Consider the following 25,245-nt stretch of genomic DNA (forward strand, 5'->3'; position numbering starts at 1 on the left):
GATCCCTAATCTGTAGCCGTTGGGCGGGCTTTGGCAAACATCTCGGCGGTACATTTAACGAAATCGCCATCAAGATTCATCTGACGGCGGCGTCAGCGCGCCATGGCCGAATCTGGGGCCGCCCAGTCGGTCGACACCTTCCGATGCTTGATCAGCCAGCGGGCACCGTCGGGCACCAGGATGTCGCGATAGCGCCCGAAATGGTCGAGCCCGATGTGGGTGACCACGGTGAAGTAGGACGAGACCTGCGCCCGGTCGGGGGTGAGCCCGGTGAAGAGCACGTTGGCCAGGTTGTGGCGCACCACGGGCTTGACGACCACGTTGCGCGCGACGTTCCCCGTCACGCCGCCGAGGAACGACGCGATCTCGGCCCGCCCGCGCAACGGCCCCAGCCCGCGTATCTCGAGGACGCCGTCCGCGCAGAACGTCTCGGCAAGGTCCTCGAGCCGGCCCGCGTCACCCGCCCAGTTGTATTGCGCGAGGGTGTCCCGGATCTGCTCACGGGCGACCAATTCCCACATCTCCACCGTGGCGAGCCTAATCCGCGACAGCGATTTGGCCCGGGTGCGTTACCTGACGAGATAGGGCCGGAAGCCACGCCCGGCCGCCGGCGTGACCCCGTTCAGGTCGAAGACGGCGATGAGGGCACGCAAGAGGGCGGGGGACCAGTCTTCGAAGTGCTGCGCGTCCATGCGATCGAGCAATTCAGAGCGGAGGTGCTCGATGCCGGTGGGGTCCTGTTGATCGCTCATGTCGTGAACGACGCTAAGAGCTTTGTCCGCCGCTTGTACAGCCAACTGGTCGGATTCAAATGTCATTCTTGCCGATATGTGTAATGGGAATGAATCGCCGCGCTCGACGGTATAAGCACGCATGAAACTCAACGACGCCGCGCGCGACCTCATTGGCAAGGGTGCCGACGCCACCCTGGTCACCCTCAATCCCGACGGCAGTCCCCAGGTCAGTGTGGTCTGGGTGGCGCTGCAGTCGACGCCGGACGGAGACGAACTCGTCACCGCGCACCTCGCCGAACACAAGAAGGTGCGCAACGTCCGCAACGACCCCCGCGTCGCCGTCACGATCTTGGCGCTGGACAAGGCGGGGCAGGGGATGCGGCCGTACCTGTCGATCACCGGCACCGCGCGCATCGTCGAGGGCGGGGCGCCCGAACTCCTGGCCGAACTCAATCCCGTCCTGGGCGACCCGAACATGAATTTCCCGCCGGACGGCGCACCGCCGGGATTCCTCACCCGCATCCGCATCGACAAGGTCGGCGGCATCGGCCCCTGGACGTCCTGAAAATCCGGGGGCCCAGTCGCGTTGTGTGAGCTGACGGTTTTGAGTGTGAGGCAGTGGCGGGCTCTGGGCGATTTCTCCGCCCACGATTCACATGCAAAGCCCAGGATTCACACGCGAACTTAGCTGGCGGCGTGTGAATCCAGGGCTTTCAGCGTGTACAAGTGGCGGGAATCGCGCGATCTTCCCACCCAGGATTCACACGCAAGGCCCACAGTTCACACCCAACGCCGACGGCCGATCAGCCGGCGTAGGTCCGCAGCAGGCTCCGGGTGCGGGCACGTCCCTCGTCGGATTCGTCGAATGCGTAGGCGACTAATTCGTCGACCCCGGCCGCGCGCAGTTCCTCGAGGCGTTCCGTGACGGTCGCCTCGTCGCCGATCAGGGCCGCGTCCTGCGGGTCGCGGTAGCCCTCCCGATCCAGCATCGCCCGGTATGACGGCATTTGCCCGTAGACCGCGAACTGCTCGGCGGCTTGCGCGCGCAGCCCGTCGACGTCGTCGGTGACCGCGATCGGCAGCGAGGCGGCCACCCGCACCTCGCCCTCCGGTCGGCCGGCCTCCGCGGCCGCATTGCGAAGGGTGGGCCCGACGTGTTCGGCCAGGGTCTTGGGGCCGGTCATCCAGGTCTCCGTGCCCGCGCAGCGCCGGCCCGTAAGCCGCAGCAGTTGCGGGCCGAGGGCAGCGATGTACACCGGAGGTGTCGGGGCACCGGGAACGCGCACCGACCCGCGGGTGGTCACCGTCTCGCCCGTGGCGTTGGCATCCTTGCCATCCAGCAAGGGCAGCAGGCCGTCGAGGTATTCGCCGAGTCTGCGCACCGGCTTGTCCCACGGAATCCCCCACATTCCCTCGGTGACTATGCGATGGGTCATGCCCAGCCCGAGGATGAATCGGCCACCGGAGATCAAGCTGAGGGTGAGCGCGCGCTGCGCCATCAGCATCGGCTGCTGGTTCTGGATCGGCAGCACACCCGTCGCGATCTCGATCGTGTCGACCTCGCGGAACGCGACCGCAAGGACAGTCAACACGTCTGCCTGCCAAGGCATTTGAGCCACCCAGGACCGCCGGAATCCCTCGTCGCGCAGCATCGCGAGCTCCGATACGTAGTCGTCGACCACCGACCGGGACGGGTTGTCGCTGAGGAAGCAATTCACGCTGATCTGCACCTGTGTTCCTCTCTTTCGCCTTCTTCAAGATGCTACTTCCGCTACCGGCAGTAGCGGAATACAGTGGGTGGGTGGCGACCGGCGATGACGGCAGGCATCTGCGCACCTGCCCACTGTGTGAAGCGATGTGCGGCTTGGAAATTCAGGTCGAGGGCGGCAAAGTCGCCAGCATCCGCGGCAACCGCGACGACGTCTGGAGCCGCGGGCACCTGTGCCCGAAGGGCGTGTCGCTGGCCGCGGTGCACGAGGACCCGGACCGCATCCGGCGCCCGATGATCAAGGTCGACGGGCAGTGGCAGGAGGTCAGCTGGGACGCGGCATTTCGCCGCTGCACCGAACTGCTCACTCCGGTGATCGAGAAGTACGGGATCGGTGCGGTCACCGCCTATACCGGTAACCCGCTGGCGCACTCGTTTTCGCTGGCCCGGTATGCGGGCGTGCTGATGGGCATGTCCGGGATGCCGGTCACGTACTCGCCCGGGACCGTCGACCAGTGGCCGAAGAACCTGTCGTCGCACCTGATGTACGGCCTGTGGTGGAACTTCCCCGTGCCCGACATCGAGCGCACCGACCTGATGGTGATCATGGGCGCCAACCCCGCCGCGTCGCAGGGCTCGCTGCTGGCCGCGCCCGACGTGATGGGCCTGATCAACGGGATTCGCAAACGCGGCAAGGTGATCGTCATCGACCCGGTGCGCACCCAGACCGCCGCCCAGGCCGACGAGTGGCTTCCGATCGTTCCGGGCACCGACGCGGCGCTGTTGCTGGCCGTGGCGCACACCCTTTTCGACGAGGACCTGGTGAACGCGGGACCGCACGTCGACGGGCTCGACACGATGCGCCGGGTCGCCGCCGAGTGGCCGCCGGAGCGGGTGAGCGCGGTCACCGGCATCGACGAAGACCGCATTCGCCGGCTGGCCCGCGAACTCGCCGGCACCGAGAGGGCGGTCGTGTACGGGCGAATCGGCTTGTGCAATCAGGAATTTGGCAGCCTGGCCAGCTGGCTGGTCGACGTGATCAACATTCTGACCGGCCATTTCGACACGCCCGGCGGCGCGATGTTCCCCAAGCCGGCGGCCTGGTCGATCACCACACAGCCCCTGCCCGGCCTGGAGGGCGGCCTGGCCGAATTCGGTCGCTGGCGCACGCGGGTGCGCGGCGCGAAGGAGGTTCTCGGGCAGGCCCCGGTGTCGTGCATGGCCGAAGAAATCGCCACACCCGGCGAGGGCCAGCTCAAGGCGCTGATCACGGTCGCCGGCAACCCGGTGCTATCGACGCCCGGCGGCGACAAGCTCGACGAGGTGTTGCCGATGCTGGAAGCGATGATCTCCGTTGACCTTTGGCTCAACGAGACGACGCGCCACGCCGACGTGATCCTGCCCGGGCTGTCCCCGCTCGAGCAGCCGCACCACGACGACCTGATCCTGCTCTTCGCGATCCACAGCATCGCCAACTACTCGGCCCCGGTGTTCGATCCGGGCGATCGCCCACACGAATGGGAGATCCTGATACGGCTCACCGGCCTGTGCACCGGGACACCCGCCGAGGACGTCGACGTCGCCGCCATCGACGACGGGTTCTTCGACTACCTGGCCTTCACCCAGGGAGTCGACGGCGCGGAGATCCGCAAGCTCTACGAGCACGGCGGCCCGGAACGGATGCTCGACCTCACGCTGCGAACCGGGCCCTTCGGCGACCAGTACGGCAAGAACCCGGGCGGGCTCACCCTGGACCTGCTCAAGGCGAACCCGAACGGTATCGACTTCGGCCCGATGGTGCCGCAGCTGCCCGACATCCTGGGCACCCTCGACAAGAAAATCCGCCTCGCGCCCCAGTACCTGCTCGACGACCTGCCGCGGCTGGCGGCCCGCCTGGAGCGGCCGGCCGAGCCGCTGGTTCTGGTCAGCCGCCGGCACCTGCGATCGAACAACACCTGGATGCACAACGTGCCCGCGTTGATGAAGGGCAGGGACCGGTGCACCCTGCTGATCCACCCCGACGACGCGGCCCGCTGCGGCGTCACCGACGGCGACGTCGTCACGGTGAAATCGGCGGCCGGCGAGATCAGGGTGCCCGTCGAGGTGACCGACGCGATCAAGCCCGGCGTCGTGTCGATGCCGCACGGCTGGGGGCATGGCAAACCGGGCACGCGGATGTCGGTGGCCAACGGTTCACCCGGGGCCAACACCAACGTGCTGTCCCCGCCGACGTTCCTCGACGAACCCTCCGGCAACGGTGCCCTCAACGGCATCCCGGTGACGATCATCGACGACCAGGCCCGGTTTCGGCCCGCGCAGACGGTGTGAGCCTCGCGGGGGTTTCACAGCTGATCGACAACAACCGTCCAGCCCGCTGATAACGGGATCCCGCAGCATGGCGGGATGGCGGAGCACGGGCAGATCGTTTTGGTCCAAACGTTTTTCGGCGGCGTCGCGACGTTCGCCACGCTGGCGGTGTCCACGCCGCGCGGCCGGACAGTACGAAAACCGTTGGCGCATCAGTGAACTCGGCCGACCGGAGCTTCGCCACGGACGTCGACGACGAAGCCCAGCTGCAGCAACAGCTGCAAATCCAGCAGGAGGTTCAGCAGTCGGAGCAGCAGGCCGAACAGGTCGAGCACCGGGCCACCCTGTCGGGGGAAGCTGAGCATTTTCCCGACCGGTCGAAATGTGTTTCGGCTCACCCCAGCCCGCTTCGGGTGAACCTTTGACGTGCCGGCGGTCGTCGGGTGGGTATGACTGCAACAACGTATTCCACATCGGCGAACCACGCCGCCGCCCACCGGCGGGGCGCCCCGCGCATCGCGGGAACCGCGGTGGCCTTCACGCCGCACCGCTACGGCCAGCATGAGGTGGCACGCGAGCTCACCGAGTTCTCGGAGCCGGGTTTCATGCGCTTCGCGCAGACCACCGGGGTCGACCACCGCAGCCTTGCGCTGCCGCTGTCGCGTTACCCGAAGCTGAGCGGATTCACCGAGGCGAACGACACATACGTGGAGGTGGCCGTCGACCTGGGGGAGCGGGCGATTCACAAGGCGCTGGCCGCGGCGAACATCGAACCGCACGAGGTGGACACCATCGTGATGGTGTCGAGCACCGGCATAGCGGTGCCGACCATCGACGCGCGGTTGATGTCGCGAATCGGGTTGCGGCCCAACATCAAGCGCGCCCCGCTGTTCGGGCTCGGCTGCGTGGCGGGTGCCGCCGGCATGGCCCGGGTCCACGATTACCTGCGCGGCTACCCGGGGGATGTGGCCGTGCTGCTGTCGGTGGAGCTGTGTTCGCTCACGCTGCAACGGGACGACACCTCGATCCCGGCCCTGATCGGCGTGTCGTTGTTCGGCGACGGTGCGGCGGCGGTGGTCGCCGTCGGTGCCGACCGAATCCGTTCGGGCCGCAACGGAAATCGGGGCCCCCGGGTCCTGGCGACGCGCAGTCGCGTCGTTCCCGAGACCGTCGACGTCATGGGCTGGAACGTCAGCTCGAGCGGCTTCCAGCTGGTGATGTCGCGCGACGTCCCGAAGATGGCCGACGATTATCTGCGCGCCGAGGTCGACGGCTTCCTGGCCGACCACGATTTGTCCATCGCGGACGTCTCCACCTGGGTGTGCCATCCCGGCGGCCCGAAGGTGCTCGATTCGATCGAGCACGCGCTGGGTCTCCCGGCGGAAGCGCTGGCCCACAGCCGAGACTCCATGCGGGAGAACGGGAATATGTCGTCGGCGTCCGTGCTCGACGTCCTGCGCCGAACTGTCGCAGACCCGCCGCCGGCGGGATCGCTCGGGGTGATGCTGGCGATGGGTCCGGGCTTCAGCTTCGAGTTGCTGCTGCTGCAGTGGTGAGGGAGTGACCATGTACTACTACCTGTTCATCGTTGCGATCGGCGCCGAGCGGTTGGTCGAACTCGCGGTCGCCCAACGCAACGCCAAGTGGTCATTCGCGCACGGAGGCAAGGAGTTCGGGCGCGACCACTACCCGGCGATGGTCAGCATGCATGCGCTGCTTCTGGTTTCGTGCATCGTGGAGGTGTGGGCGATGCGCCGCCCGTTCATCCCGTGGCTGGGATGGCCGATGCTCGCGGTCGTGGTGCTGAGCACCGTGGTCCGCTGGCGGTGCGTCGCGGCGCTCGGCAAACGCTGGAATCCGCGGCTCATCGTGCTCCCGGGCGCGCCGCTGGTCCGGGACGGGCTGTACCGATGGGTCCGTCATCCCAACTACACCGCGGTCGCGGCAGAGGTTGCCGCGCTGCCGCTGGTGCATTCGGCGTGGCTCACCGCAATGGTGTTCAGCCTGGCGAACGCCCTGGTGCTCACGGTGCGGATCCGCGCCGAGAACGCCGCCTTGGGCTACGCCTAGCAATATCAGGGAGCGACGGGACGGTTCGTCCACTCCCGGTCGGCCCGGCGCGACGAGCGGAACCATCCGCCCGCCGCGCCGGTCCCGCCGTCCGTCGGGATGGTGTGGCCGGTGACGAACGCCGACAGTTCCGACGCGAGGAAAAGGATCACCCGGGCCTGGTCCTCGGGCAGCCCCATCCGCCCGACCGGCACCCACTGCGGCCACTGCGTCTGCTCGTCCGGGGACAGCCACTGCGAGTAGGGCACCTGCAGCGACTCGGTGACGTCGGGGCCGATCGCGTTGACCCGCACCCCGTCGCGGCCCACCTGCACGGCCAGGCTGCGGGTGAAATGGATGACGGCCGCCTTGAAGGCGGCATAGACCGGATCCTCGGGATAGCCGCGCAACCCCTCCACCGACGAGACGTTGACGATCGCGCCGGCCCGCTGCTCGATCATCGCGGGCAGGAACGCGTGCGTGACGAGGAAAACGTGGTGCAGGTTGACGCGGTACAGGTCGTCCCACAGCTGTGGGTCGGTGTCGACGAAGTTACCCGGGTGCCGCAACCAGTGGCCGACGTTGTTCACCAGCACATCGACCCGGCCATAGCGATCCAGCACCGTCCGCGCCAATGCGCCGACCTGGCCCTCGTCCCGAACGTCGGTCACGGCGGCCAGCCCCGAACCACCCGAGGCGGTGATCTCGTCGACAACCCGCCCGGCGAGCTGCGCATCGATGTCCGCGATGACCACCCGGGCGCCGTGCTGGGCGAACAGTCGCGCGGTTGCCGCGCCGATGCCACCGCCGCCGCCGGTCACCACCGCGACCCGGTGGGCCAGCAGCGCGCCGGGCTGCATTGCCTCTGTCATGGTCATATCTTGCGGCACCCGGATGGGTCCCGGCGGCGTTACCCAACTCCCGCGCGCACCAAACAGTGAGGAAGCCAACATTTGCCGGGGATTCATCGGGCGTTATTCCCGATTTGGGCCGGGTACTCCGTTTACCTCTACGGAGGTTGAATACAAATGCAGACGAAGCCAGATCGACGCCGGGTATTGCCAAGCCACGCAATGAACCGACGGGTACACCACCGGCACAGTCCGCAATCATTTGCGGTGTCGTTGGCCAGTCGGCTTTTCGTCAAGAACATAGTGCGCGCGTGGGCCATTCAGCCGAATTTGCATTGGCCCCTGGGGTACGTCGACGAGTTGGCCGGTTTGCTGCAGCATTTTCCGTCCGGGGCCAGCATCGAACCGGTGCGGCTTGACGGCTGTCCCGCGGAATGGGTGCGCGCGCCCGGCGTCTCGCCCCGACGCGCGATTCTCTACCTGCATGGCGGGGCGTTCCTTACCTGCGGCCTCAACACGCACCGATCATTGGTGACCCGGCTGTCGAAAGCGGCGGACGCCGCGGTGCTGACCGTCGGATACCGCAAGCTGCCGTCGCATCAGATCGCCGACGCGATCGAGGACGGAATGTGCGGCCTGCGCTGGTTGCAGGAGCGTGGCTACGAGGGCGACCAGGTGGTGGTGGCCGGCGATTCGGCCGGCGGATACCTCGCGTTCATGACTACGCTCGCCGCCATCCGGACCGGGCTACCCAGGCCGGCCGGCGTCGCGGCGATCTCGCCGTTCACAGACGCGGACCCGACCCGGAAGCTGCGGCACCGCAACTCCCGGCGGTGCTCGATGTTCACCCGCGGCGCGCTGTCGATGTTCGCCCGGTACCTCGGCGAGGTGCGCGTCCCGCAGGGCAGCGGGACGTCCGCGCGCCGCGTCGAGTCACCGGTTGACGCGGACCTCTCCGACTTGCCGCCGGTCGCCATTCACGCGAGTTCCGACGAACTATTGCTGCCCGACGCCGAGCTCATGGCCGAACGGTTGCAATTCAGCGGAGTTCGCTGCGACCTTCACCTGTGGGACGGCCAGATCCACGACTTCCCGCTGGCCGCCGACATATTGCCGGAAGGCAGGCGGGCCATTCGCTATCTCGGAGATTTCATCAAAGAGGTGACCGGTGAGGCGAACACGTTGCCTTACGCCCGGAAACTCGGCGCCAAGCACCGTGCTGAGCGCATCGCCGCGGCGGCGGGATAGCCCACATTTAGGAATAGAAGTCATTTGGCGGCCCAATATTGGGTCGTCATTCGCGTTGCTCGGGTTCCTCGAGCTCGGGATCGATGAGGACGGTTTCCCGCTGTTCCTGCCAGTCGGAAGCCGCCGCCTCGAGCGGCATGCCCGTATCCAGGTCTTCGTTGTCCGGCAGGTCGGCGGTCGGGCGCTGCTGCTCGACCGCGTCGGCCACGGGCACGTCGTCGGGGAATCGGCCATCGCTGTCGGGCATCCCGGCGGGTTACCCCCGGCACGGTCACCAAAACTTCGCCCGCACGCGTACGCCGGCGTCGGGAAAGGCGTTGACTAGTTGACCTGCAATTCGGCCCGCTGCCGATACAGTTGGTCATCGTGAGCCCACCAGCCCCGCCAGTGCTGACCGTGCGGTACGAGGGATCGGAGCGCACCTTCGCAGCAGGCACCGACGTCGTAATCGGGCGTGATCTTCGCGCGGACGTCCGCGTCGCCCACCCGCTGATCTCCCGGACGCACCTGATCGTGCGTTTCGACCAGGGTCGATGGATGGCCGTCGACAACGGGAGCCTCAACGGCCTCTACGTCCACAACCGTCGGGTGCCGGCCGTCGACATCCAGGACGGCCTGCGGGTCAACATCGGCAACCCGGACGGACCGGCGCTGACGTTCGAAGTCGGCCGCCACCAGGGTTCGGCCGGACGTCCGCCCCTGACCACGTCGATACCGATCTACACGGCGCGCACACCGAGCGCCCCCGCGTCCCAGAGCCAGCCGCAGCAGGTCGGTACGCCCTGGCCCGGCCAGCCGCAGCAGTCGCCGTCGGCCCCGGTCCGCCAGCCGACGCATCCGCCGAGCGTGCCCAGGCCGATCCATCCGCCCAGCGGGCCGCAGCCGATGCATCCGCCGAGTGGGCCGCAGCCGATTCATCCGCCCACCGGGCCCCAGCCCTGGCAGCCGACCGGCGGACATCCGACCGGACCGCCCAGCGAACCGCAGCAGGCGCCGAAGATTTACCGGGCGCAACCCATGCAGGTGCCACCGGCGGAATCCGAGACCGGCCGCGTCCCGGAGCCGGTGGCCGCGGAGACCGGCCGCGTCCCTGACGCGGCGAACATCGCGACGTCGATGATGAAGATCCTGCGGCCAGGCCGAACAGGGTTGGTGTCGATGCCTGGCGCGGTCAAGATCGGCCGCGCCAACGACAACGACATCGTCATTCCCGAGGTGCTGGCATCGCGCCACCACGCGACCCTGATCCCGACGCCGCAGGGCACCGAGATCCACGACAACCGCAGTATCAACGGGACTTTCGTCAACGGCGCCCGGGTCGAGACGGCCGTGCTGCACGAGGGCGACGTCGTCACGATCGGGAACATCGACCTCGTCTTCGCCGGCGGCACCTTGGCCCGGCGGGACGAGTCCGCGACCGCGACGCGCACCGGCGGCCTCGACGTGCGCGGGGTGACGTGGACGATCGAGAACAACAAGGTGCTGCTCGACGACATCTCACTGGGCGCACAGCCCGGAACGCTGACCGCGGTCATCGGCCCGTCCGGAGCGGGCAAGTCGACGTTCGCGCGGTTGGTGGCCGGCTACACCCACCCGACCAAGGGCACGGTGGCCTTCGAGGGCCACAACGTGCACGCCGAATACGCCTCGCTGCGCAGCAGGATCGGGATGGTCCCGCAGGACGACGTGGTGCATGGGCAGCTGACCGTGCAGCAGGCTTTGATGTACGCGGCCGAGCTGCGGCTGCCGCCAGACACCACCAAGGACGACCGCGCCCAGGTGGTGGCCCGGGTGCTCGAGGAACTCGAGATGACCCAGCACCTGCAGACCCGGGTCGACAAGCTGTCCGGCGGCCAGCGCAAGCGCGCGTCGGTCGCGCTGGAGCTGCTGACCGGACCGTCGCTGCTGATCCTGGACGAGCCGACGTCCGGCCTGGACCCGGCCCTGGATCGCCAGGTGATGACCATGCTGCGCCAGCTGGCCGACGCCGGCCGCGTGGTGCTCGTGGTCACCCACTCGCTGACCTACCTGGACGTCTGCGATCAGGTCCTGCTGCTGGCCCCCGGCGGCAAGACGGCGTTCTGCGGGCCGCCGAGCCAGATCGGTCCGGCGATGGGCACGACGAACTGGGCCGACATCTTCAGCACGGTCGCGGGCGATCCCGACGGCGCCAAGGCGCGCTACCTGGCGCGGACGGGCCCGCCCCCGCCGCCACCGCCGGCGGAGAAACCCGCCGAAATCGGCGACCCGTCGCACACGAGCCTGTTGCGGCAGTTCTCCACGATCGCGCGGCGGCAGGTGCGGTTGATCGTTTCCGACCGCGGCTATTTCGTGTTCCTCGCGCTGCTGCCGTTCATCATGGGCTCGCTGTCGATGTCGGTGCCCGGCGATGTGGGCTTCGGCAGACCGGACCCGATGGGCGCCGCGCCCACCGAGCCGGCGCAAATTCTGGTGCTCCTCAACGTCGGCGCGGTCTTCATGGGAACGGCGCTGACGATCCGGGATCTGATCGGTGAGCGGGCGATCTTCCTGCGCGAGCAGGCAGTCGGCCTGTCGACTTCCGCGTACCTGTTGGCGAAGGTGTTCGTGTACACGGTGTTCGCGGTCGTTCAGTCCGCGATCGTGACCGTCATCGCGATCGCCGGGAAGGGCGGCCCGACGCAGGGTGCCGTGGCGTTGGGGATTCCCAACCTGGAGCTGTTCGTCGACGTCGCGATGACGACCGTCGCCTCGGCGATGCTCGGGCTGCTGTTGTCATCGATCGCCAGGTCGAATGAGCAAATCATGCCCCTGCTCGTGGTGGCGGTGATGTCGCAGCTGGTGTTCTCCGGCGGCATGATTCCGGTCACCGATCGCCTTGGGCTGGACCAAATGTCTTGGGCCACACCGGCGAGATGGGGCTTCGCCGCGTCGGCGTCCACCGTTGACCTGCTCAGCCTGCAGGACAAGGTTCCGCAGACGCCGCACGACTCGCACTGGCATCACACCGCCGGCGCGTGGTGGTTCGACATGGGCATGCTGATCTTGCTCAGCGCCGTGTATCTCGGCTTCGTCCGCTGGAAGATTCGCCTCAAGGGCGGCTGATCTTTCGGGGTCCTGGGAGGCGGTTGAGTGTGCGCTGGCGGTTTTCGGTGTGCACTCAGGGCGGTGAAATCGCGATCTTCCCGCCCTGGCTTCACACTGAAAGCCCTGGGCTCACACGCAAAGCCCAGGGTTCACACGCAAAGCCCTAGGCGCCCTTTCGCACCACGTGCTCGGCGGCGGCGCGCATCCGATCCGACAACTGCAGCAGGGCGTGCTCACCGACCCCGTTCGGCACCGTGTAGGCGAGTTGCCGTAACTCAAGGGCGCAATCGCGCAACTCCTGGCGGAGGCGTGTCTCAAGGGTGGGCATGGCTTCATTCCTCTGCGCGTGGGGGCTGAGAAAATTTTCGCAGTCCGGCCACGGATCCGCGATCCCGGCGAAGCGTTTTTACGGGAGATTGACAGCGTTTTTACATCCGGTGAACGGATGCGATACGGGTCAGGGGCGCACGGCGACAAAGGTTTCGTTGGGCACGCCGGCGGCCAGCCCGTCCACGTCGAAGGGTTCGCGCAGCCGCGCGCGCAGCTTCCCCGGGTCGAGGAGCAGGCTGATCTCGGCCGTCTGGCGCGCGAACAGGCGTCCGAAAAGCGGGTAGAGCCAACGCATTAACGCCCGTTCGGAGCGGGTGCACCGCGCCGCGCAGTAGCCGACGTGGCCCAGCTCGTCGGTGAGGATCTCGGTGTACAGCCGGTCGATCCGCGCGGCCACGTCCGGCTCGTCGGCGAACAACTCGACACCAACCCGGCGCAACTCGTCGAACATGATGCAGCCCGCCATCTCCGCGGCGCCCACGAAAGCGAATCCGAATCGCTCGGGCAGGAAGACTTCCATCTTGACGAATTGCCGCATCACGAAAGGCGGCACCACGACCTGGAACGGCAGACCGAACATGTCCAGCACGTAGCTCAGCAGCCGGGTGTGGTAGTGCTCCTCGAGCGCCAGGTACACCCGCTCGGGGGGCTGGTCTGCGCCGCCGATCCGTCCGTAGGTATCGCCCAGGTCGACGCCGAATCGCTCCGCCTGGTTCAGTTTCGCGGTCGCCAACAGGAACAGCATCTCAGGGGCGAGCCCGGCCTCGGGTCGGCGGCGGCGCAGGTTCCGCAGGAACACTTGCCGATCGATGGGCCGGCTGGAGCGAACCGGGTCGGCCTCCAGCGATCCGAAGAATTCCTCCCGGCTGGACAGTCGGCGATGCAGCAGATCCGCATCACCGTCCCGACGGACGAGAAAGTCCCGATAGCCTTCGATGGCCGTGCTGGTCATGATGCCTCCATTCCGTCGACGATGGTCTTGACGTATCGGTCCAGGAGCGCCACGCGTGACCGGGGCGCCGTTGCAGTGGTGACCAGCAATGCGAACAGCCCGGTCAGGAAGATCGCCCCGAGTTCGCCGGCGTCCGCGTCCGGCGACACCCGTTGCGCGGCCTGCGCTTCCGTGATCGCGGCGATGACGAACTCGGCCAGCGGGTGCTCGCCGAGCTGGTCCTCGATGGGGCGCGTCGCCGAGAAGTGCAGCCCGAGCATGTCCCGGAAGACGACCGGCCCCAGCCGCTCCTCGGCCGCAAGCACCTGGCGCACCAGCGAAGTCATCATCGACCTCAGGTCGCCGCCCGCGCTGGTTTCGGCGGCCAGCATCGCCACGATCTTGGACTCTTCGTCGCGTTCCAGCTCGGCCAGCACGTGTTCCTTGGTCGGGAAATGGAAATAGAACGTGCCCCGCGCCACCCCGACCGCCGAGGCGATCGCGGCGACGTCGGTGCCCGCCAATCCCGACCTCGCGATCTCGGCGACGGCGGCGTCGAACAACCGGGCGCGCGTCTGCAGCCGCTGCGCCTCCCGTGCGCTCACCACCTGCGTCGAAGGCATACGAGCGAACGTACCCGGTTTATTGACGCTCGTCAATGACGACCGTCAGCGAGCAGAAAGCTCGGTCAATGGAACGGGCATCTGGCGGTGACGACGGCGGCTGAGCACACTGAGAGGGCACGTCACCTCATCTGGGGCAAAGGGGCCGGGATGGATTTCGAACTCGACGCCGCGCAACGCGCGTGGCTGGCCGAGGTTCGCGAATTCCTCCACGAGAACGTCACCGCGGAATTGCGGGCCGAACTCGCCGAGCATGACCTGGAATTCCCCGACGGCGAGGTCGCCCGGTTTCGACGCAAGATCGGCGAGAAGGGCTGGTTCGGGCTCAACTGGCCGCGCGAGTACGGCGGGCTGGGCCTCGGCGCCGTGCACCAGCACCTGCTGATGAGCGAGTTCGAATACTGGGGCGTGCCCGGGCCGGACCTGACGGTCACCTCGGTGGCGCCGATGATCATGCGGCACGGCACCGAGCAGAACAAAACCGAATGGCTGCCACCGATCGCCAGGGGCGAAATGATCTGTGCGGTGGGCTATTCCGAGCCCGACGCGGGCACCGACCTGGCCAGCCTGCGCACCCGCGCGATCCGCGATGGCCGGGAATGGGTGATCAACGGCACCAAGACCTGGAACAGCGGCGCCCAGCGCGCCACCCACGAGTGGCTGTGTGTGCGCACCGACCCGAATGCCGCGCGCCATCGCGGGATTTCGGTCATCATCGTGCCAATCGACAGCCCGGGCATCGAAATCCGCCCGCTGTACGCGTGGTCGGGCTATCGCACCAACGAGGTGCACTTCCACGACGTGCGCGTCCCGGTCACCAACCTCATCGGCGAGGTCAACCGGGGCTGGACCTACATCACCGGCGCCCTCGACCTGGAGCGCGGTGCGCTGACCAATGCCGGCGACCTGCGCCGCGCCGTCGACGACCTGATCGATCTGGCGCGACGCCCGCGGCGCGACGGGTCGGTTCCCGCCCACGACCCGGCGCTGCGGCGCCGGTTGGCGCGGGCCGAGGCCGACGTCGAGGCGGCCACGCTGATGGGCTACGAGGCCGCGTCGATCCTCGACGGCGGCGTCATCCCGACCGTCGAGGTCAGCGTCGAGAAGGTCTTCACCAGCGAATTGCGCCAGCGCATCGCCGAATTGGCGCTCGACGTGCTCGGGCCGGACGGGCTGCTGGCGCACCGCGGGCCGGACGCGCCGGTGGGCGGCAAATTCGAGCGGCTGTACCGGGCCGCCCCGCTGATGCGTTTCGGTGGGGGCACCAACGAAGTCCTGCGCGACATCATCGCCCAGCGCGGCCACGGGATGCCGTCGTATGGACGTTAGGCCGACCGCCGAGCGGCGCGAGTTCGCCGCGACGTTGCGCGCGCTGCTGGCCGCGGAGAGCCCGACGAGCCTGGTGCGCGGCCTGACCGATGCCGGCGCGGACCGAAGCACCCCCGCGCTGTGGAAAGCGCTGGCCGACGCCGGCGTCTTCGGGCTGGCGATCGCCCAGGAGCACGGCGGCTCCGGGGGGTCGGTCGAAGATCTCGCCGTCTTCTACACCGAGGCCGGGCGCGCCCTCTGCCCGACGACGGCGCACAGCACGATCGAGGCCGCGCTCGCGATCGATCAGCTTGGCCCCCAACGCGCCAAGGCCGAGTGGCTGCCGCGGCTGACGAGCGGCACCATCCGCGGCGCCACCGCGCTGTGGAACGCCCGCGACGCCGCCGTCATCGCCCCGGTGCTTGGCGCCGAACCCGACTCGGCCGGCAGCTGGCGGCTGACCGGCACCGTGGACTACGTCAGCGACGCCGACCTTGCCGACGTCGTCGTGGTGTCGGCCGCGGCCGGCGCGCGCACGCTGGTCTTCGTCGCGGACACGCACGCGCGCGGCCTGACCATCGAGCCGATCGCCATGGCCGGCGGGCACCGGTCGTGCACAATGCGATTCGACGGCGTGGCCGTCGACTCGGGCGCGCTGCTCGGCGACGTCGACCGGCCGGCGCTGCGGCGCGTCGCCAACAGCGCGGTGGCGCTGGGATCCCTCGACCTGGTCGGCGTCGGGCAGGCCGTGCTGGACCGCACCGTCGAGTACACCAAGCTGCGTCACCAGTTCGGTCGCCCGATCGCGTCATTCCAGGCGGCCCAGCACCTGATCGCCAACATGCACATCGCGCTGGCGGCGGCGCGATTGGCCGCGCACTCCGCGGTCTTTTGGCTGGCGCGCGGCCAGCTCGCCACCCGGGAGACGGCGATCGCGCGCATGCACGCCGCCGCCGCGGCCCGGCTGATCACCCTTGACGCCCACCAATTGCACGGCGGGATGGGCTATGTCACCGAGACCGACCTGCATCTGTGGAGCGAGCGGGCGCGGCTCGGCTCGACACTTGGCGGTGGCGCCGACGTCGCCGCGGCCTGGCTGGAGGAGAGCATGAATGAGTGAGGACGGCTTGATCGACGCCGAATCGGCCTCGCGGGTGGGCACCGTCGCCGCGTCCGCGACGGGCGAGGTGAACCGGCGCGATTGGCAGCGCTGGGCCGCGGCGGTCGGTGACCACAACCCGCTGTGGTTCGACCCGGAGTACGCCCGGGCCAACGGCTTTCGCGACATCATCTGCCCCCCGCTGTTCCTGCAATACGCCGTCCTGGGTGTCACACGGCTGGCCGGGCTGCGCCCCGACGGATCCTCCGGTGCTGCCTCGGGCAGCCTCGCGTTTCCGCGCGCCCCCAAGCGGATGGCCGGCGGCGAGAGCTTCACCTTCCACCTGCCTGCCTACCACCGCGACGAGGTCAAGATGGTCCGCACCATCGAATCCATCGTCGAAAAACAGGGCCGCTCAGGAAGATTCGTGCTGGTCACCTGGCACACCGTGTACCGCAACCAGCACGGCGACCTCGTCGCCGAGGCGTCGACGTCGATGATCGCGCGGCCGTAGGAGCGCAATGCAACCCAACCAGGTGTTCTACGAGGACGTCGCCGTGGGCGACCGGATGCCCACACTGACGGTCACCGTCGACGAAACGCAGCTGTTCTTCTTCAGCGCCGCCACCTACAACGGCCACCGCATCCACTACGACAAGGAGTGGGCCCGCGCCGTCGAGGGCTACGACGACGTGCTCGTGCACGGGCCGCTGCAGGCGGCCCTGTTGGCCCGCACGATCGGCGACTGGATCGGCGGACGCGGCCGCCTGGTGTCCTTCTCGGTGCAGAACCGGGCGGTCGCATATCCCGGCCAGGCGCTCAGCTTCGGCGGGGAAGTCACGGGCAAGCGCCTTGCCGAAAACGGCGCCGGACTCCTGGATCTCGAGATCGCCGGGCGCCGCGACGACACCGTGCTGATGCCGGGAACGGCGACCGTCGAGCTGCCCCGACGCGGAACGCCGTCGTGACCGGGCTGCGCGGGGAAGCGGCGATCATCGGGATCGCCGAGCTGCCCGCCGAAAAGCGACCAAGCGGGCCGCCGCGGTTCACCCTCGACCAGTACGCGTTGTTGGCGAAGCTGGTCATTGAGGACGCCGGCGTCGACCCCGGCTGCGTCAACGGCCTGCTCACCCACGGGGTGGCCGAATCCACCATGTTCGCCCCGGCCACACTGTGCGAATACCTCGGCATAGCACTGGATTTCGGGGAGCGGGTGGACCTGGGGGGAGCCACCTCGGCGGGAATGGTGTGGCGCGCCGCGGCGGCCGTGGAGCTCGGCATCTGCGACGCCGCGCTGGCCGTCGTCCCAGGGTCTGCCTCGATGCCGCAGTCCCAGAGGCGCCCGCCACCCGCGCCGAATTGGTATGGGGCGTCGTCGAACACCTACGGCTCCCCGCAGGCCGAGTTCGAGATCCCGTACGGCAACGTCGGCCAGAACGCACCCTATGCCCAGATCGCCCAGCGCTACGCGGCCGAGTTCGGTTACGACGCCGCCGCCGTCGCCAAGATCGCGGTCGACCAGCGCGCCAACGCCTGCGCGCATCCGGGCGCGGTGTTCCACGGCACCCCGATCACGGTGGACGACGTTCTCGCCAGCCCGATGATCGCCGATCCCATCCACATGCTCGAGACGGTGATGCGGGTGCACGGGGGAGCCGGGGTCCTGGTCGCGAACGCCGACATCGCACGCCGAAGCCGCCATCGCCCCGTGTGGATCACGGGCTTCGGTGAGCACATCGCGTTCAAGACCCCGACCTACGCTGACGACCTGCTGCGCACGCCGATCGCGCGTGCCGCCGAGAAGGCGTTCGCGATGGCGGGGCTGAGCCACTCCGATGTCGACGTCGCCTCGATCTACGACTGCTACACCATCACCGTGCTGATGAGCCTGGAGGACGCCGGCTTCTGCGCAAAAGGCCAAGGCATGTCCTGGATCGGCGACCACGATCTGACCTACCGCGGCGACTTTCCCCTCAACACCGCGGGCGGTCAACTGTCCTTCGGTCAGGCCGGGATGGCGGGGGGCATGCACCACGTCGTGGACGGCGCGCGTCAGGTGATGGGCCGGGCCGGCGACACGCAGGTGCCCGGCTGCGACGTCGGGTTCGTCACCGGCAACGGCGGGATCATGAGCGAGCAGGTCGCCCTGCTGATCCGGGGGGACTAGCGTGACCGCCGACTATCCCGTGCCCGAGCCCACGCCCGTCTCCCGACCGTTCTGGGACGGCCTGGCGCAGCACCGAATCCTGGTGCAGTACTCGCCGTCGCTGCAACGCCACGTCTTCTACCCGCGCAGCCTGGCGCCCGGTTCCCTCGCCGACGACCTGGAATGGCGCGAAATCGACGGCGCCGGAACGCTGTACACGTTCACCGTCGCGCGCCGACCCACCGGCCCGCCCTGGGCCGACGCGGTGCCGCAACTGCCCGCGGTGGTGCAGTGGGACGCCGGCCCACGGGTCAGCACCGAACTGGTGGACGTCGACCCGGCCGACATCCGAATCGGAATGCGGGTCGCGCCCGTGTTTTACGATCTGCCCGAGAGCGGAATCACTTTGCTGAAATACCGGCCGGCGTGACCGGGCCCGCGGCGGAGGCCACCATGGACGACCCGATCGACGGCGTCGTGCAGGCGATGCTGCGGGACCTGAACGACGGATTCCCCCGCGTCGAGACGATGACCGCACCGGAGGCGCGGGCCGCCATTGCGGCACGGCGCCTGCCCGTCGACAACCTCGGGGACGTTCGCGACACCATCGACCACGCGATCCCGGGCCCGGCGGGCGCGATCCCGGTTCGGATCTACCACCCGCACGGCGGGCCGTTGGGCCGCCGCCCCGGAATCGTCTTCTATCACGGCGGCGGATTCGTGTTCTGCGACATCGAATCCCACGACGCCTTCTGTCGCGCCCTGGCCCGCGGCAGCCAGGCCGTCGTCGTGTCCGTCGGCTACCGCCTGGCCCCCGAACACCCCGCGCCCGCCGCCCCGCTCGACGCCTTCGCCGCGTTCTGCTGGGTGATCGAACACGCGGCCGGGCTCGGCATCGACCCCGCGCGGACGGCGGTCGCCGGCGACAGCGCCGGCGGCAATCTCGCGGCCGTCACCGCGATCCTGTGTCGCGAACGAGGGGCCGCCCGGCCGGCCGCCCAGCTGTTGCTCTACCCGACCATCGACCCGTCGTTCGACACGGACAGCTACCACCGCTACGGCACCGGATACGTCAACACCCGCGCCGCGATGCAGTGGTACTGGCGGCAATACCTCGGCGCCGACCGGCTCGTCGACCCGCCCTACCTGGTGGCGCCGGCCCGAGCGGATTCTCATGCGGACCTGCCCCCCGCGGTGATCGCCACCGCCGGCCTGGATCCGTTGCACAGCGAGGGATGCCACTACACGCACCGGCTGCGCGGCGCTGGGGTACCGGTCGTGCACCGCGATTTCCCGGGATTGTTCCACGGATTCATGACAATTCAATCCTTTCCGCCCGCCGCCTCGGCGCGCGAGATGATATGCGGCGACCTGCGTGCGCTCCTGCTCCCGACCCGATGCGAGGCCACATGACCGACACCGACGTCATCGTCATCGGCGCAGGGTTCGCCGGGCTCTATGCCGTGCACCGGGCAGCGTCGGCGGGCCTATCGGTGCTCGGCATCGAGGCGGCCCCCGACGTCGGCGGCACCTGGTACTGGAACCGCTACCCGGGCGCGCGGTGCGACGTCGAAAGCGTCGACTATTCATACTCATTCGACGACGCGCTGCAGCAGAGCTGGACCTGGACCGAACGCTTCGCTGCGCAGCCCGAGATCCTGGCCTACCTGCGCCACGTGGCCGACCGGTTCGACCTGCGCCGCCACTACCGGTTCGGCGTCGATGTGGTCGGCGCCGGCTTCGACCAGGACGACGGGCGCTGGCACGTGCGCGCCTCGGGCGGCCAGGAGCACGCCGCGCGTTATCTGTTGTGCGCGACGGGCTGCCTGTCGGCGGTGAACCGCCCCGACATCCCCGGCGTCGACGACTTCGCAGGCGAGGTGTACTTCACGGCCGAGTGGCCAAGCGAGCATCCGGACCTGCGCGGCAAATGGGTGGGCCTGATCGGCACGGGTTCGTCTGGCATTCAAGCGGTTCCGCTCGTCGCCGCCGAGGCCGAGCGGCTGGTGGTGTTCCAGCGCTCGGCGAACTACAGCATCCCGATGCCCAACCGCCCGTGGTCCCCCGAGGAACAGCAACGGATTCGGGAGGAGTATCCGGAGCGCCGCCGGCTTTCGGCCTACGCGTCGGCGGGTACGCCGCACGGCACCTACCACAAGAAGGCGGTCGACACCGAGCCGCAAGAGCGCGTCGAGGCCCTGTGGCGGCGCTGGCGCGAGGGCGGCGTGCTGTTCGCCAAGACCTTCCCCGACCAGAACAGCGACCCGGCGGCCAACGACATCGCAAGGGAATTCGCCGAAGCACGCATCCGGGAGATCGTGCACGATCCCGTCGTCGCCGCCGATCTCATCCCGATCGACCACCCGATCGGGACCAAGCGGATCTGTACCGACGCCGGCTATTACGCGACATTCAACCGCGACAACGTCCGGCTGGTGAACCTGCGCCGCGAGCCCATCGAGTGCATCACCGGTGAGGGCGTGCGAACCAGCGAAGCGACCTACCCGTGCGATGTGCTGGTCTTCGCGACCGGCTTCGACGCGCTGACCGGCGCGCTGACCCGGATCGATCCGAGCGGGCCCGGGGGAGTGCGGCTGCGCGACGTCTGGTCCGACGGCCCGCTGACGTTTCTGGGCCTGATGGTGCCGGGCCTGCCCAACCTGTTCACCATCAGCGGGCCGGGCAGTCCGTCGGTGCTGGCCAACATGGTGCTGCACGCCGAGGTGCAGATCGACTGGGTGATCGAACTGGTGCTGACCGCCCGCCGCCTCGGCCTGAGCGAGGTGGAGCCGCGCCGCGACGCCGCCGAGGCGTGGACCAACCACGTCGCGCGGGCCGCCGACCAGACGCTGTTCCCCAAGGCGGCGTCGTCGTGGTATTTGGGCGCCAACATCGAAGGCAAGAAGCGCGTATTCATGCCCTACGCCGGGGGATTCGGCAACTACCGGCGTCACTGCGACGCGGTGGCCGCGCACAACTACGCCGGGCTGGTGCTGACCACGCGATGACCGAGACCGTGCAGCAGCTGCTGCGCCAGCGCCGCAACGACGACACCGTCGCCGTCGCCCATGACGACCGGACGTGGACCTGGCGGCAACACCTGGCCGAGGCCGAGGCGGAGGCGGCCGCGTTGATCGGCCTCGCCGACCCGGATCGTCCACTGCACGTCGGCGCGCTGCTCACCAACTCGCCGGCGATGTTGCGCGCCATGGCCGCCGCCGCGCTGGGCGGCTACGTGTTGTGCGGGATCAACACCACCCGGCGCGGGGCCGGCCTGCTCGCCGACATCCGCCGATGCGATTGCCAGATCCTGCTGGTGGACGGCGAGCACCTGCCCCTGCTGGACGGCCTGGCGCTCAACGGGATTCAGGTCATCGACGTGGGCTCGACGCGCTACGCCGACGCCGTGGCCGCGGCCCCGCCCCTCGTGCCGCATCGCGAGGTCAGCGCCGCCGACACCCTGATGATGATCTTCACCTCCGGCACCAGCGGCAACCCCAAGGCCGTCCCGTTCGCCCACGGCATGGCGATCATGTGCGGGACCAGCCTGATCTGGCAGTACGACGTCACCGCCGAGGACGTCTGCTATTTAGCCATGCCGCTGTTTCACTCGAACGGGATCGCCGCCGGATGGGCCGTCGCCATCGGCAGCGGCGCCACGATGGTGCCGGCCAAGTTCTCGCCGTCGCGCTTCATCGACGACGTGCGCCGCTACGGCGTGACCTACCTGAACTACGTCGGCAAGCCCCTCGCGCTGATCCTTGCCACTCCCGAGCGCCCCGACGACGCCGACACCTCGCTGCGCGTCGCGTTCGGCAACGAGGCGACCGATCGCGACATCGACGAATTCGCACGGCGTTTCGGGTGCCGAGTCATCGACAGCTTCGGCTCCAGCGAATTCGCGGTGATCGTGGTGCGCGAGGACGGCGCCCCGCCCGGCTCGATCGGCAAGCCCTACCCGGGGGTCGGCATCTACAACCCGCGGACCCTGGCCGAGTGCGCGGTCGCGAGGTTCGACGCGCACGGCGCGCTGACCAACTTCGACGAGGCCGTCGGCGAACTCGTCAACACCCAGGGTGCCGGACCGTTCACCGGCTACTACAACGATCCCGCGGCGACGGCCGAGCGCATCCGGCACGGCATGTACTGGTCGGGCGACCTGGCCTACCGCGACGCCGACGGTTGGATCTATCTGGCCGGCCGCACCGCGGACTGGATGCGGGTGGACGGCGAAAACCTGGCGGCCGCGCCGATCGAGCGAATCCTGGAGCGGCTGCCGCGGGTGGGCCAGGTCGCGGTCTACGCCGTGCCTGACGAACGGGTCGGCGACCAGGTAATGGCGGCCATCGTGCTGCGTGACGAAATCCCGTTGGAGCCGGCCGATTTCGAGAAGTTCCTCGCCGCTCAGCCCGACCTGTCGCCGAAGGCGTGGCCACGCTACGTGCGGATCAACGCGGACCTCCCCGCGACGGCCACCAACAAGATCCTCAAACGGGAGTTGATCGCCGCCGGCGTCACCGCCCAGGGCGGGGTGCTCTGGACGCGTGACGCGCGCGGGACGACCTATCGCGTGACGCCGTGACTCACCCGGCCGGCCGGAGTTGAAACATCCCGGGTCATGTAGGGGAATTCGCTTTCACTTCGGGCGTAGTCTGGCTGAACTGTTCGGTGGCCGCTAAGGCGGGCTTCCACCATTTCGCCAGGGTCAACAATTCGGTGACCTCCTCGTCGAGGGTTGTTGCTCGGGAGCGCAGAATCGTTGCCACGTCGGGGGACCCGGGCGTGGCGCCCGCGGTTTTGGCTCTGGCGGCGTGAGCCAATTGTAAGGCTTGCGCCGCCGCGTCGTGATCGCCGGTTGGCACGGAGTTCGCCCGGTGGAACCGGGCCAGCTCGTGCGGCGCTATGTCCCGGAAATAGGGACGCAGGTGCAGGATGGCGTCGCGGATTTCGATAACGGTTTGGTGTAGCTGCAGGGTGGTTTTTTGAAATCGATGATTGTCGTGGTCGAGGTTGAAACTGCTGTCCGGGACCACCGTTGTCATGCTTGCCCTTAAGGCGGCCAAGTTTTTCCAGGAGCGGCTGGTGGGATCCAGTCCGAGGTAACGCAGCAGTCGCGCTACGAGCGGAACAGCTCCGAAGCCATACACGATCACTGCTATGCAAAAGGCCTCAAAGCCGTGCGACCACAGCCGGAATTTCAGCGTGTCGGTCCAGCCGAGCTGATCGGTCACGGCCGAGACCAGCGCTTCTAGGGGGGCTGCTGCGGTCAGCACACCGGCCAGTAGCCCGCCCACGGCGAGGAACAGGTCACGTTTCCGGGTGCTCTTTCGCAGCTCAGCTGCGAACATCCAAATAGCCCGAGCCGCCAGAAGGAGAATCATGGCCGTATAGAAGCCGCAGGCCAAGACTCCGTCCCAGCCGCCGGCGACTTCAAGGGTTTGACCGGCGACGCGGGCACGGGTGGCCGCGACCAGGTATGCCACGCATAAGATTACCGCGGCCAGGCGGTAATAGCGGTGACCCCGGCGCGTTTCGGCCGGTGAGAGCCGAGTCCACAACATCGTGAAGCCAATGAATTCAGTGGCGGCGAAAATCATTGCCGCGGAAGATAATTGCTGAGCGGTGGTGACGCTCAACAGGGCCCTTTTGGACAGCATGACTTCTACATCGTGCTCACGCAGTAGCTGGATCAGCATGACCCAGGCCATCAGATTGGTGTAGTACCTCTCGTAGAGGTTGGTCCTGCACCAGCGGAAGCGCGCGGCGAGAAGCACCGCCATGGCGATGATCACGGGCCAGGCGATGAAGCCTGGGACGTTGGAGGTCATCGCCGATGGAAGAAGGCGCTACGCATCATCATCGACGAGCGTTCGTTGGCTTCGGCGGCGGCGATCATCAGCAGGGAAGCGAACATTTCGGCATCGCGCTCTTGCTCGCTGCCGCAATTGCTGCGTCCGAGCACCGCGTGCACGGTTTGAGGGTCAATGTCGGGAAGGATCCGGCGGCACAGGTCGTGTTCGCGCCCCTTGTCTGCGCCGAAAGCAGGACTTCGCTCGTGGCCTAGGAGCATGTGCCCGATCTCGTGGCCCACGATCTGGTCGATGTGATAGTCGGTGGTCCCGATCTCGTGCAGGATCAGGTCGTCGTTATCGCGAGCCAGCCACAGTCCGCATGGACTATCGGCCAGAGCGGCGGTGTCGGTCGGGATTAATTTGATTGGGCGGCCGCGCAATTCAGCCAGATTGCGGATGAAGACATCCCTGTCCCAGGGGACCGGGATCGGCTGGCGGCGCGCCAGCGCCAAGATGTCACCATTCGAAAGTGTCATTACGCCTCCGCCTCGCCGCCGCCTGGGTGCGCGATCGGCGGAAGCCGCTCGAGCTCGCGAACGCGGTCAAGAATCAGGGCCACACTGTTGAGCGCCTGCGGAGTGAGGCCGCTCGCACGCATCGCCAAGTCGCGTACGCCGTTGTCACGCAACGCCTGCAAGAGATTGAGTTGGGCGTCGACCTGTGCGTTCGGATCACGATCAACGAGATAGCTGGCCGGTACTCCGAAAAACTCGGCGATGGCGCGCAAATGCTGGACCGTTGGGTTGTCCTTGAGTCCGCTCCTGAGTTGCCAGAGGTACGCCGGGCTGATCGAGACACCGGTTTGGCTGGTGATCGCGGCCGCGGCGGCGGCGTTCGACAGTGGCGGCGTGTCCGGCCGACGCATTACCTCGAAAAGTTTGTCGAGGCGGGCCGCCAGGTCGCCCTTCTCCGCACCCTCGGCTGCGTCCATGTGTACTCCCGTTTAATATGAGCGCCATCGGCGTGTACTCATGTTACTCGCTTAAGCGATGG

The 25,245-nt window shown here is 68.1% G+C and carries 27 protein-coding genes; 15 read left to right on the forward strand and 12 right to left on the reverse strand.

Annotated features, from left to right (window positions below):
- Positions 1–92: 92 nt before the first annotated feature.
- Positions 93–527 carry a nuclear transport factor 2 family protein gene (locus A9X00_RS07705; protein ID WP_067151395.1) on the reverse strand — a complete coding sequence of 145 codons (435 nt, stop codon included), beginning with the start codon at positions 525–527 and terminating at the stop codon, positions 93–95.
- Between the two features lie 42 nt (positions 528–569).
- Positions 570–818, reverse strand: a complete 249-nt coding sequence (locus A9X00_RS07710) for a hypothetical protein (protein WP_067151398.1) — start codon at positions 816–818, stop codon at positions 570–572.
- Between the two features lie 55 nt (positions 819–873).
- Between A9X00_RS07710 and A9X00_RS07715 the strand changes: the two genes are divergently transcribed.
- Positions 874–1,299, forward strand: coding sequence for a PPOX class F420-dependent oxidoreductase (locus A9X00_RS07715; RefSeq protein WP_067151401.1), 426 nt, complete (start codon positions 874–876; stop codon positions 1,297–1,299).
- Positions 1,300–1,537: 238 nt separating this feature from the next.
- Here A9X00_RS07715 and A9X00_RS07720 read toward each other — a convergent pair whose 3' ends face one another.
- Positions 1,538–2,452 (reverse strand): TIGR03564 family F420-dependent LLM class oxidoreductase, encoded by a 915-nt coding sequence (locus A9X00_RS07720; protein WP_369830730.1) that lies wholly within the window; start codon positions 2,450–2,452, stop codon positions 1,538–1,540.
- A gap of 83 nt (positions 2,453–2,535) precedes the next feature.
- Here A9X00_RS07720 and A9X00_RS07725 point away from each other — a divergent pair, with 83 nt between their 5' ends.
- Positions 2,536–4,770 (forward strand): molybdopterin-dependent oxidoreductase, encoded by a 2,235-nt coding sequence (locus A9X00_RS07725; RefSeq protein ID WP_156771979.1) that lies wholly within the window; start codon positions 2,536–2,538, stop codon positions 4,768–4,770.
- Positions 4,771–4,961: 191 nt separating this feature from the next.
- Here the strand turns inward: A9X00_RS07725 and A9X00_RS32320 are convergent, their stop codons facing one another.
- Entirely contained in the window at positions 4,962–5,084 is a 123-nt protein-coding gene (locus A9X00_RS32320) for a hypothetical protein (protein ID WP_255363058.1), read from the reverse strand.
- A 114-nt stretch (positions 5,085–5,198) separates the two neighbouring features.
- Between A9X00_RS32320 and A9X00_RS07730 the strand changes: the two genes are divergently transcribed.
- Positions 5,199–6,305, forward strand: coding sequence for a type III polyketide synthase (locus A9X00_RS07730; RefSeq protein ID WP_082974843.1), 1,107 nt, complete (start codon positions 5,199–5,201; stop codon positions 6,303–6,305).
- Between the two features lie 10 nt (positions 6,306–6,315).
- The gene (locus A9X00_RS07735; protein ID WP_067151506.1) at positions 6,316–6,819 is read left to right on the forward strand and encodes an isoprenylcysteine carboxyl methyltransferase family protein; all 504 of its coding nucleotides are present in this window, start codon (positions 6,316–6,318) and stop codon (positions 6,817–6,819) included.
- A 5-nt stretch (positions 6,820–6,824) separates the two neighbouring features.
- Here the strand turns inward: A9X00_RS07735 and A9X00_RS07740 are convergent, their stop codons facing one another.
- Complete coding sequence (locus A9X00_RS07740) at positions 6,825–7,670, reverse strand: SDR family NAD(P)-dependent oxidoreductase (RefSeq protein WP_067151509.1); 846 nt, start codon at positions 7,668–7,670, stop codon at positions 6,825–6,827.
- A 156-nt stretch (positions 7,671–7,826) separates the two neighbouring features.
- Here A9X00_RS07740 and A9X00_RS07745 point away from each other — a divergent pair, with 156 nt between their 5' ends.
- The gene (locus tag A9X00_RS07745; protein ID WP_067151410.1) at positions 7,827–8,897 is read left to right on the forward strand and encodes an alpha/beta hydrolase; all 1,071 of its coding nucleotides are present in this window, start codon (positions 7,827–7,829) and stop codon (positions 8,895–8,897) included.
- A gap of 46 nt (positions 8,898–8,943) precedes the next feature.
- On the opposite strand, the gene A9X00_RS07750 is transcribed toward A9X00_RS07745, so the two are convergent.
- Positions 8,944–9,144, reverse strand: a complete 201-nt coding sequence (locus A9X00_RS07750) for a hypothetical protein (RefSeq protein WP_067151413.1) — start codon at positions 9,142–9,144, stop codon at positions 8,944–8,946.
- Between the two features lie 116 nt (positions 9,145–9,260).
- Here A9X00_RS07750 and A9X00_RS07755 point away from each other — a divergent pair, with 116 nt between their 5' ends.
- Complete coding sequence (locus A9X00_RS07755; protein ID WP_197515095.1) at positions 9,261–11,981, forward strand: FHA domain-containing protein; 2,721 nt, start codon at positions 9,261–9,263, stop codon at positions 11,979–11,981.
- A 145-nt stretch (positions 11,982–12,126) separates the two neighbouring features.
- Here the strand turns inward: A9X00_RS07755 and A9X00_RS31215 are convergent, their stop codons facing one another.
- From A9X00_RS31215 to A9X00_RS07765, 3 genes are all read right to left on the reverse strand, one after another.
- Positions 12,127–12,291 (reverse strand): hypothetical protein, encoded by a 165-nt coding sequence (locus A9X00_RS31215; RefSeq protein ID WP_197515094.1) that lies wholly within the window; start codon positions 12,289–12,291, stop codon positions 12,127–12,129.
- Between the two features lie 129 nt (positions 12,292–12,420).
- Entirely contained in the window at positions 12,421–13,245 is an 825-nt protein-coding gene (locus tag A9X00_RS07760; RefSeq protein ID WP_067151416.1) for a hypothetical protein, read from the reverse strand.
- Positions 13,242–13,847 (reverse strand): TetR/AcrR family transcriptional regulator, encoded by a 606-nt coding sequence (locus A9X00_RS07765; RefSeq protein ID WP_067151419.1) that lies wholly within the window; start codon positions 13,845–13,847, stop codon positions 13,242–13,244. Before A9X00_RS07765 ends, A9X00_RS07760 begins: the two co-directional genes overlap by 4 nt.
- Positions 13,848–13,997: 150 nt before the next feature.
- Here A9X00_RS07765 and A9X00_RS07770 point away from each other — a divergent pair, with 150 nt between their 5' ends.
- Genes A9X00_RS07770 through fadD1 form a run of 9 tightly spaced genes read left to right on the forward strand, consistent with a single transcriptional unit; the run spans position 13,998 to position 22,982 of the window.
- A complete protein-coding gene (locus A9X00_RS07770; protein ID WP_067151422.1) occupies positions 13,998–15,176 on the forward strand; it encodes an acyl-CoA dehydrogenase family protein in 1,179 nt (392 codons plus the stop codon).
- Entirely contained in the window at positions 15,166–16,275 is a 1,110-nt protein-coding gene (locus A9X00_RS07775; RefSeq protein ID WP_067151425.1) for an acyl-CoA dehydrogenase family protein, read from the forward strand. Before A9X00_RS07770 ends, A9X00_RS07775 begins: the two co-directional genes overlap by 11 nt.
- The gene (locus A9X00_RS07780; RefSeq protein ID WP_067151428.1) at positions 16,268–16,768 is read left to right on the forward strand and encodes a MaoC family dehydratase N-terminal domain-containing protein; all 501 of its coding nucleotides are present in this window, start codon (positions 16,268–16,270) and stop codon (positions 16,766–16,768) included. Before A9X00_RS07775 ends, A9X00_RS07780 begins: the two co-directional genes overlap by 8 nt.
- 7 nt (positions 16,769–16,775) lie before the next feature.
- The gene (locus tag A9X00_RS07785; RefSeq protein ID WP_067151431.1) at positions 16,776–17,222 is read left to right on the forward strand and encodes a MaoC family dehydratase; all 447 of its coding nucleotides are present in this window, start codon (positions 16,776–16,778) and stop codon (positions 17,220–17,222) included.
- Positions 17,219–18,421: a thiolase family protein gene (locus A9X00_RS07790; RefSeq protein WP_067151434.1), complete on the forward strand. Its 1,203-nt coding sequence runs from the start codon at positions 17,219–17,221 to the stop codon at positions 18,419–18,421. The genes A9X00_RS07785 and A9X00_RS07790 overlap by 4 nt, the downstream gene beginning before the upstream one ends.
- Position 18,422: 1 nt before the next feature.
- Positions 18,423–18,830, forward strand: a complete 408-nt coding sequence (locus tag A9X00_RS07795; RefSeq protein WP_067151437.1) for a Zn-ribbon domain-containing OB-fold protein — start codon at positions 18,423–18,425, stop codon at positions 18,828–18,830.
- A 23-nt stretch (positions 18,831–18,853) separates the two neighbouring features.
- Entirely contained in the window at positions 18,854–19,813 is a 960-nt protein-coding gene (locus A9X00_RS07800; RefSeq protein ID WP_067151516.1) for an alpha/beta hydrolase, read from the forward strand.
- Complete coding sequence (locus tag A9X00_RS07805; protein WP_067151440.1) at positions 19,810–21,408, forward strand: NAD(P)/FAD-dependent oxidoreductase; 1,599 nt, start codon at positions 19,810–19,812, stop codon at positions 21,406–21,408. The genes A9X00_RS07800 and A9X00_RS07805 overlap by 4 nt, the downstream gene beginning before the upstream one ends.
- Positions 21,405–22,982: a fatty-acid--CoA ligase FadD1 gene (fadD1, locus tag A9X00_RS07810; RefSeq protein ID WP_067151443.1), complete on the forward strand. Its 1,578-nt coding sequence runs from the start codon at positions 21,405–21,407 to the stop codon at positions 22,980–22,982. Before A9X00_RS07805 ends, fadD1 begins: the two co-directional genes overlap by 4 nt.
- Positions 22,983–23,016: 34 nt before the next feature.
- Here fadD1 and A9X00_RS07815 read toward each other — a convergent pair whose 3' ends face one another.
- The 3 genes from A9X00_RS07815 to A9X00_RS07825 are packed head-to-tail and all read right to left on the reverse strand — an operon-like array spanning position 23,017 to position 25,183.
- On the reverse strand, positions 23,017–24,228 hold the full coding sequence (locus tag A9X00_RS07815; protein ID WP_067151446.1) for an MAB_1171c family putative transporter: 1,212 nt from the start codon (positions 24,226–24,228) through the stop codon (positions 23,017–23,019).
- Positions 24,225–24,728: a hypothetical protein gene (locus A9X00_RS07820; protein ID WP_067151449.1), complete on the reverse strand. Its 504-nt coding sequence runs from the start codon at positions 24,726–24,728 to the stop codon at positions 24,225–24,227. Before A9X00_RS07820 ends, A9X00_RS07815 begins: the two co-directional genes overlap by 4 nt.
- A complete protein-coding gene (locus tag A9X00_RS07825) occupies positions 24,728–25,183 on the reverse strand; it encodes a helix-turn-helix domain-containing protein (RefSeq protein WP_067151452.1) in 456 nt (151 codons plus the stop codon). Before A9X00_RS07825 ends, A9X00_RS07820 begins: the two co-directional genes overlap by 1 nt.
- Between the last annotated feature and the right edge of the window lie 62 nt (positions 25,184–25,245).

The sequence above is a fragment of the Mycobacterium sp. 1245805.9 genome (assembly GCF_001672915.1).
Lineage (GTDB): Bacteria > Actinomycetota > Actinomycetes > Mycobacteriales > Mycobacteriaceae > Mycobacterium.

Coding starts and splice junctions, on each gene's coding strand:
- A9X00_RS07710 (WP_067151398.1), bottom strand. CDS start 818: ATGACATTTGAATCCGACCAGTTGGCTGTACAAGCGGCGGACAAAGCT.
- A9X00_RS07715 (WP_067151401.1), top strand. CDS start 874: ATGAAACTCAACGACGCCGCGCGCGACCTCATTGGCAAGGGTGCCGAC.
- A9X00_RS07730 (WP_082974843.1), top strand. CDS start 5,199: ATGACTGCAACAACGTATTCCACATCGGCGAACCACGCCGCCGCCCAC.
- A9X00_RS07735 (WP_067151506.1), top strand. CDS start 6,316: ATGTACTACTACCTGTTCATCGTTGCGATCGGCGCCGAGCGGTTGGTC.
- A9X00_RS07740 (WP_067151509.1), bottom strand. CDS start 7,670: ATGACAGAGGCAATGCAGCCCGGCGCGCTGCTGGCCCACCGGGTCGCG.
- A9X00_RS07745 (WP_067151410.1), top strand. CDS start 7,827: ATGCAGACGAAGCCAGATCGACGCCGGGTATTGCCAAGCCACGCAATG.
- A9X00_RS07750 (WP_067151413.1), bottom strand. CDS start 9,144: ATGCCCGACAGCGATGGCCGATTCCCCGACGACGTGCCCGTGGCCGAC.
- A9X00_RS31215 (WP_197515094.1), bottom strand. CDS start 12,291: ATGCCCACCCTTGAGACACGCCTCCGCCAGGAGTTGCGCGATTGCGCC.
- A9X00_RS07760 (WP_067151416.1), bottom strand. CDS start 13,245: ATGACCAGCACGGCCATCGAAGGCTATCGGGACTTTCTCGTCCGTCGG.
- A9X00_RS07765 (WP_067151419.1), bottom strand. CDS start 13,847: ATGCCTTCGACGCAGGTGGTGAGCGCACGGGAGGCGCAGCGGCTGCAG.
- A9X00_RS07770 (WP_067151422.1), top strand. CDS start 13,998: ATGGATTTCGAACTCGACGCCGCGCAACGCGCGTGGCTGGCCGAGGTT.
- A9X00_RS07775 (WP_067151425.1), top strand. CDS start 15,166: ATGGACGTTAGGCCGACCGCCGAGCGGCGCGAGTTCGCCGCGACGTTG.
- A9X00_RS07780 (WP_067151428.1), top strand. CDS start 16,268: ATGAGTGAGGACGGCTTGATCGACGCCGAATCGGCCTCGCGGGTGGGC.
- A9X00_RS07785 (WP_067151431.1), top strand. CDS start 16,776: ATGCAACCCAACCAGGTGTTCTACGAGGACGTCGCCGTGGGCGACCGG.
- A9X00_RS07800 (WP_067151516.1), top strand. CDS start 18,854: ATGGACGACCCGATCGACGGCGTCGTGCAGGCGATGCTGCGGGACCTG.
- A9X00_RS07805 (WP_067151440.1), top strand. CDS start 19,810: ATGACCGACACCGACGTCATCGTCATCGGCGCAGGGTTCGCCGGGCTC.
- fadD1 (WP_067151443.1), top strand. CDS start 21,405: ATGACCGAGACCGTGCAGCAGCTGCTGCGCCAGCGCCGCAACGACGAC.
- A9X00_RS07815 (WP_067151446.1), bottom strand. CDS start 24,228: ATGACCTCCAACGTCCCAGGCTTCATCGCCTGGCCCGTGATCATCGCC.
- A9X00_RS07820 (WP_067151449.1), bottom strand. CDS start 24,728: ATGACACTTTCGAATGGTGACATCTTGGCGCTGGCGCGCCGCCAGCCG.
- A9X00_RS07825 (WP_067151452.1), bottom strand. CDS start 25,183: ATGGACGCAGCCGAGGGTGCGGAGAAGGGCGACCTGGCGGCCCGCCTC.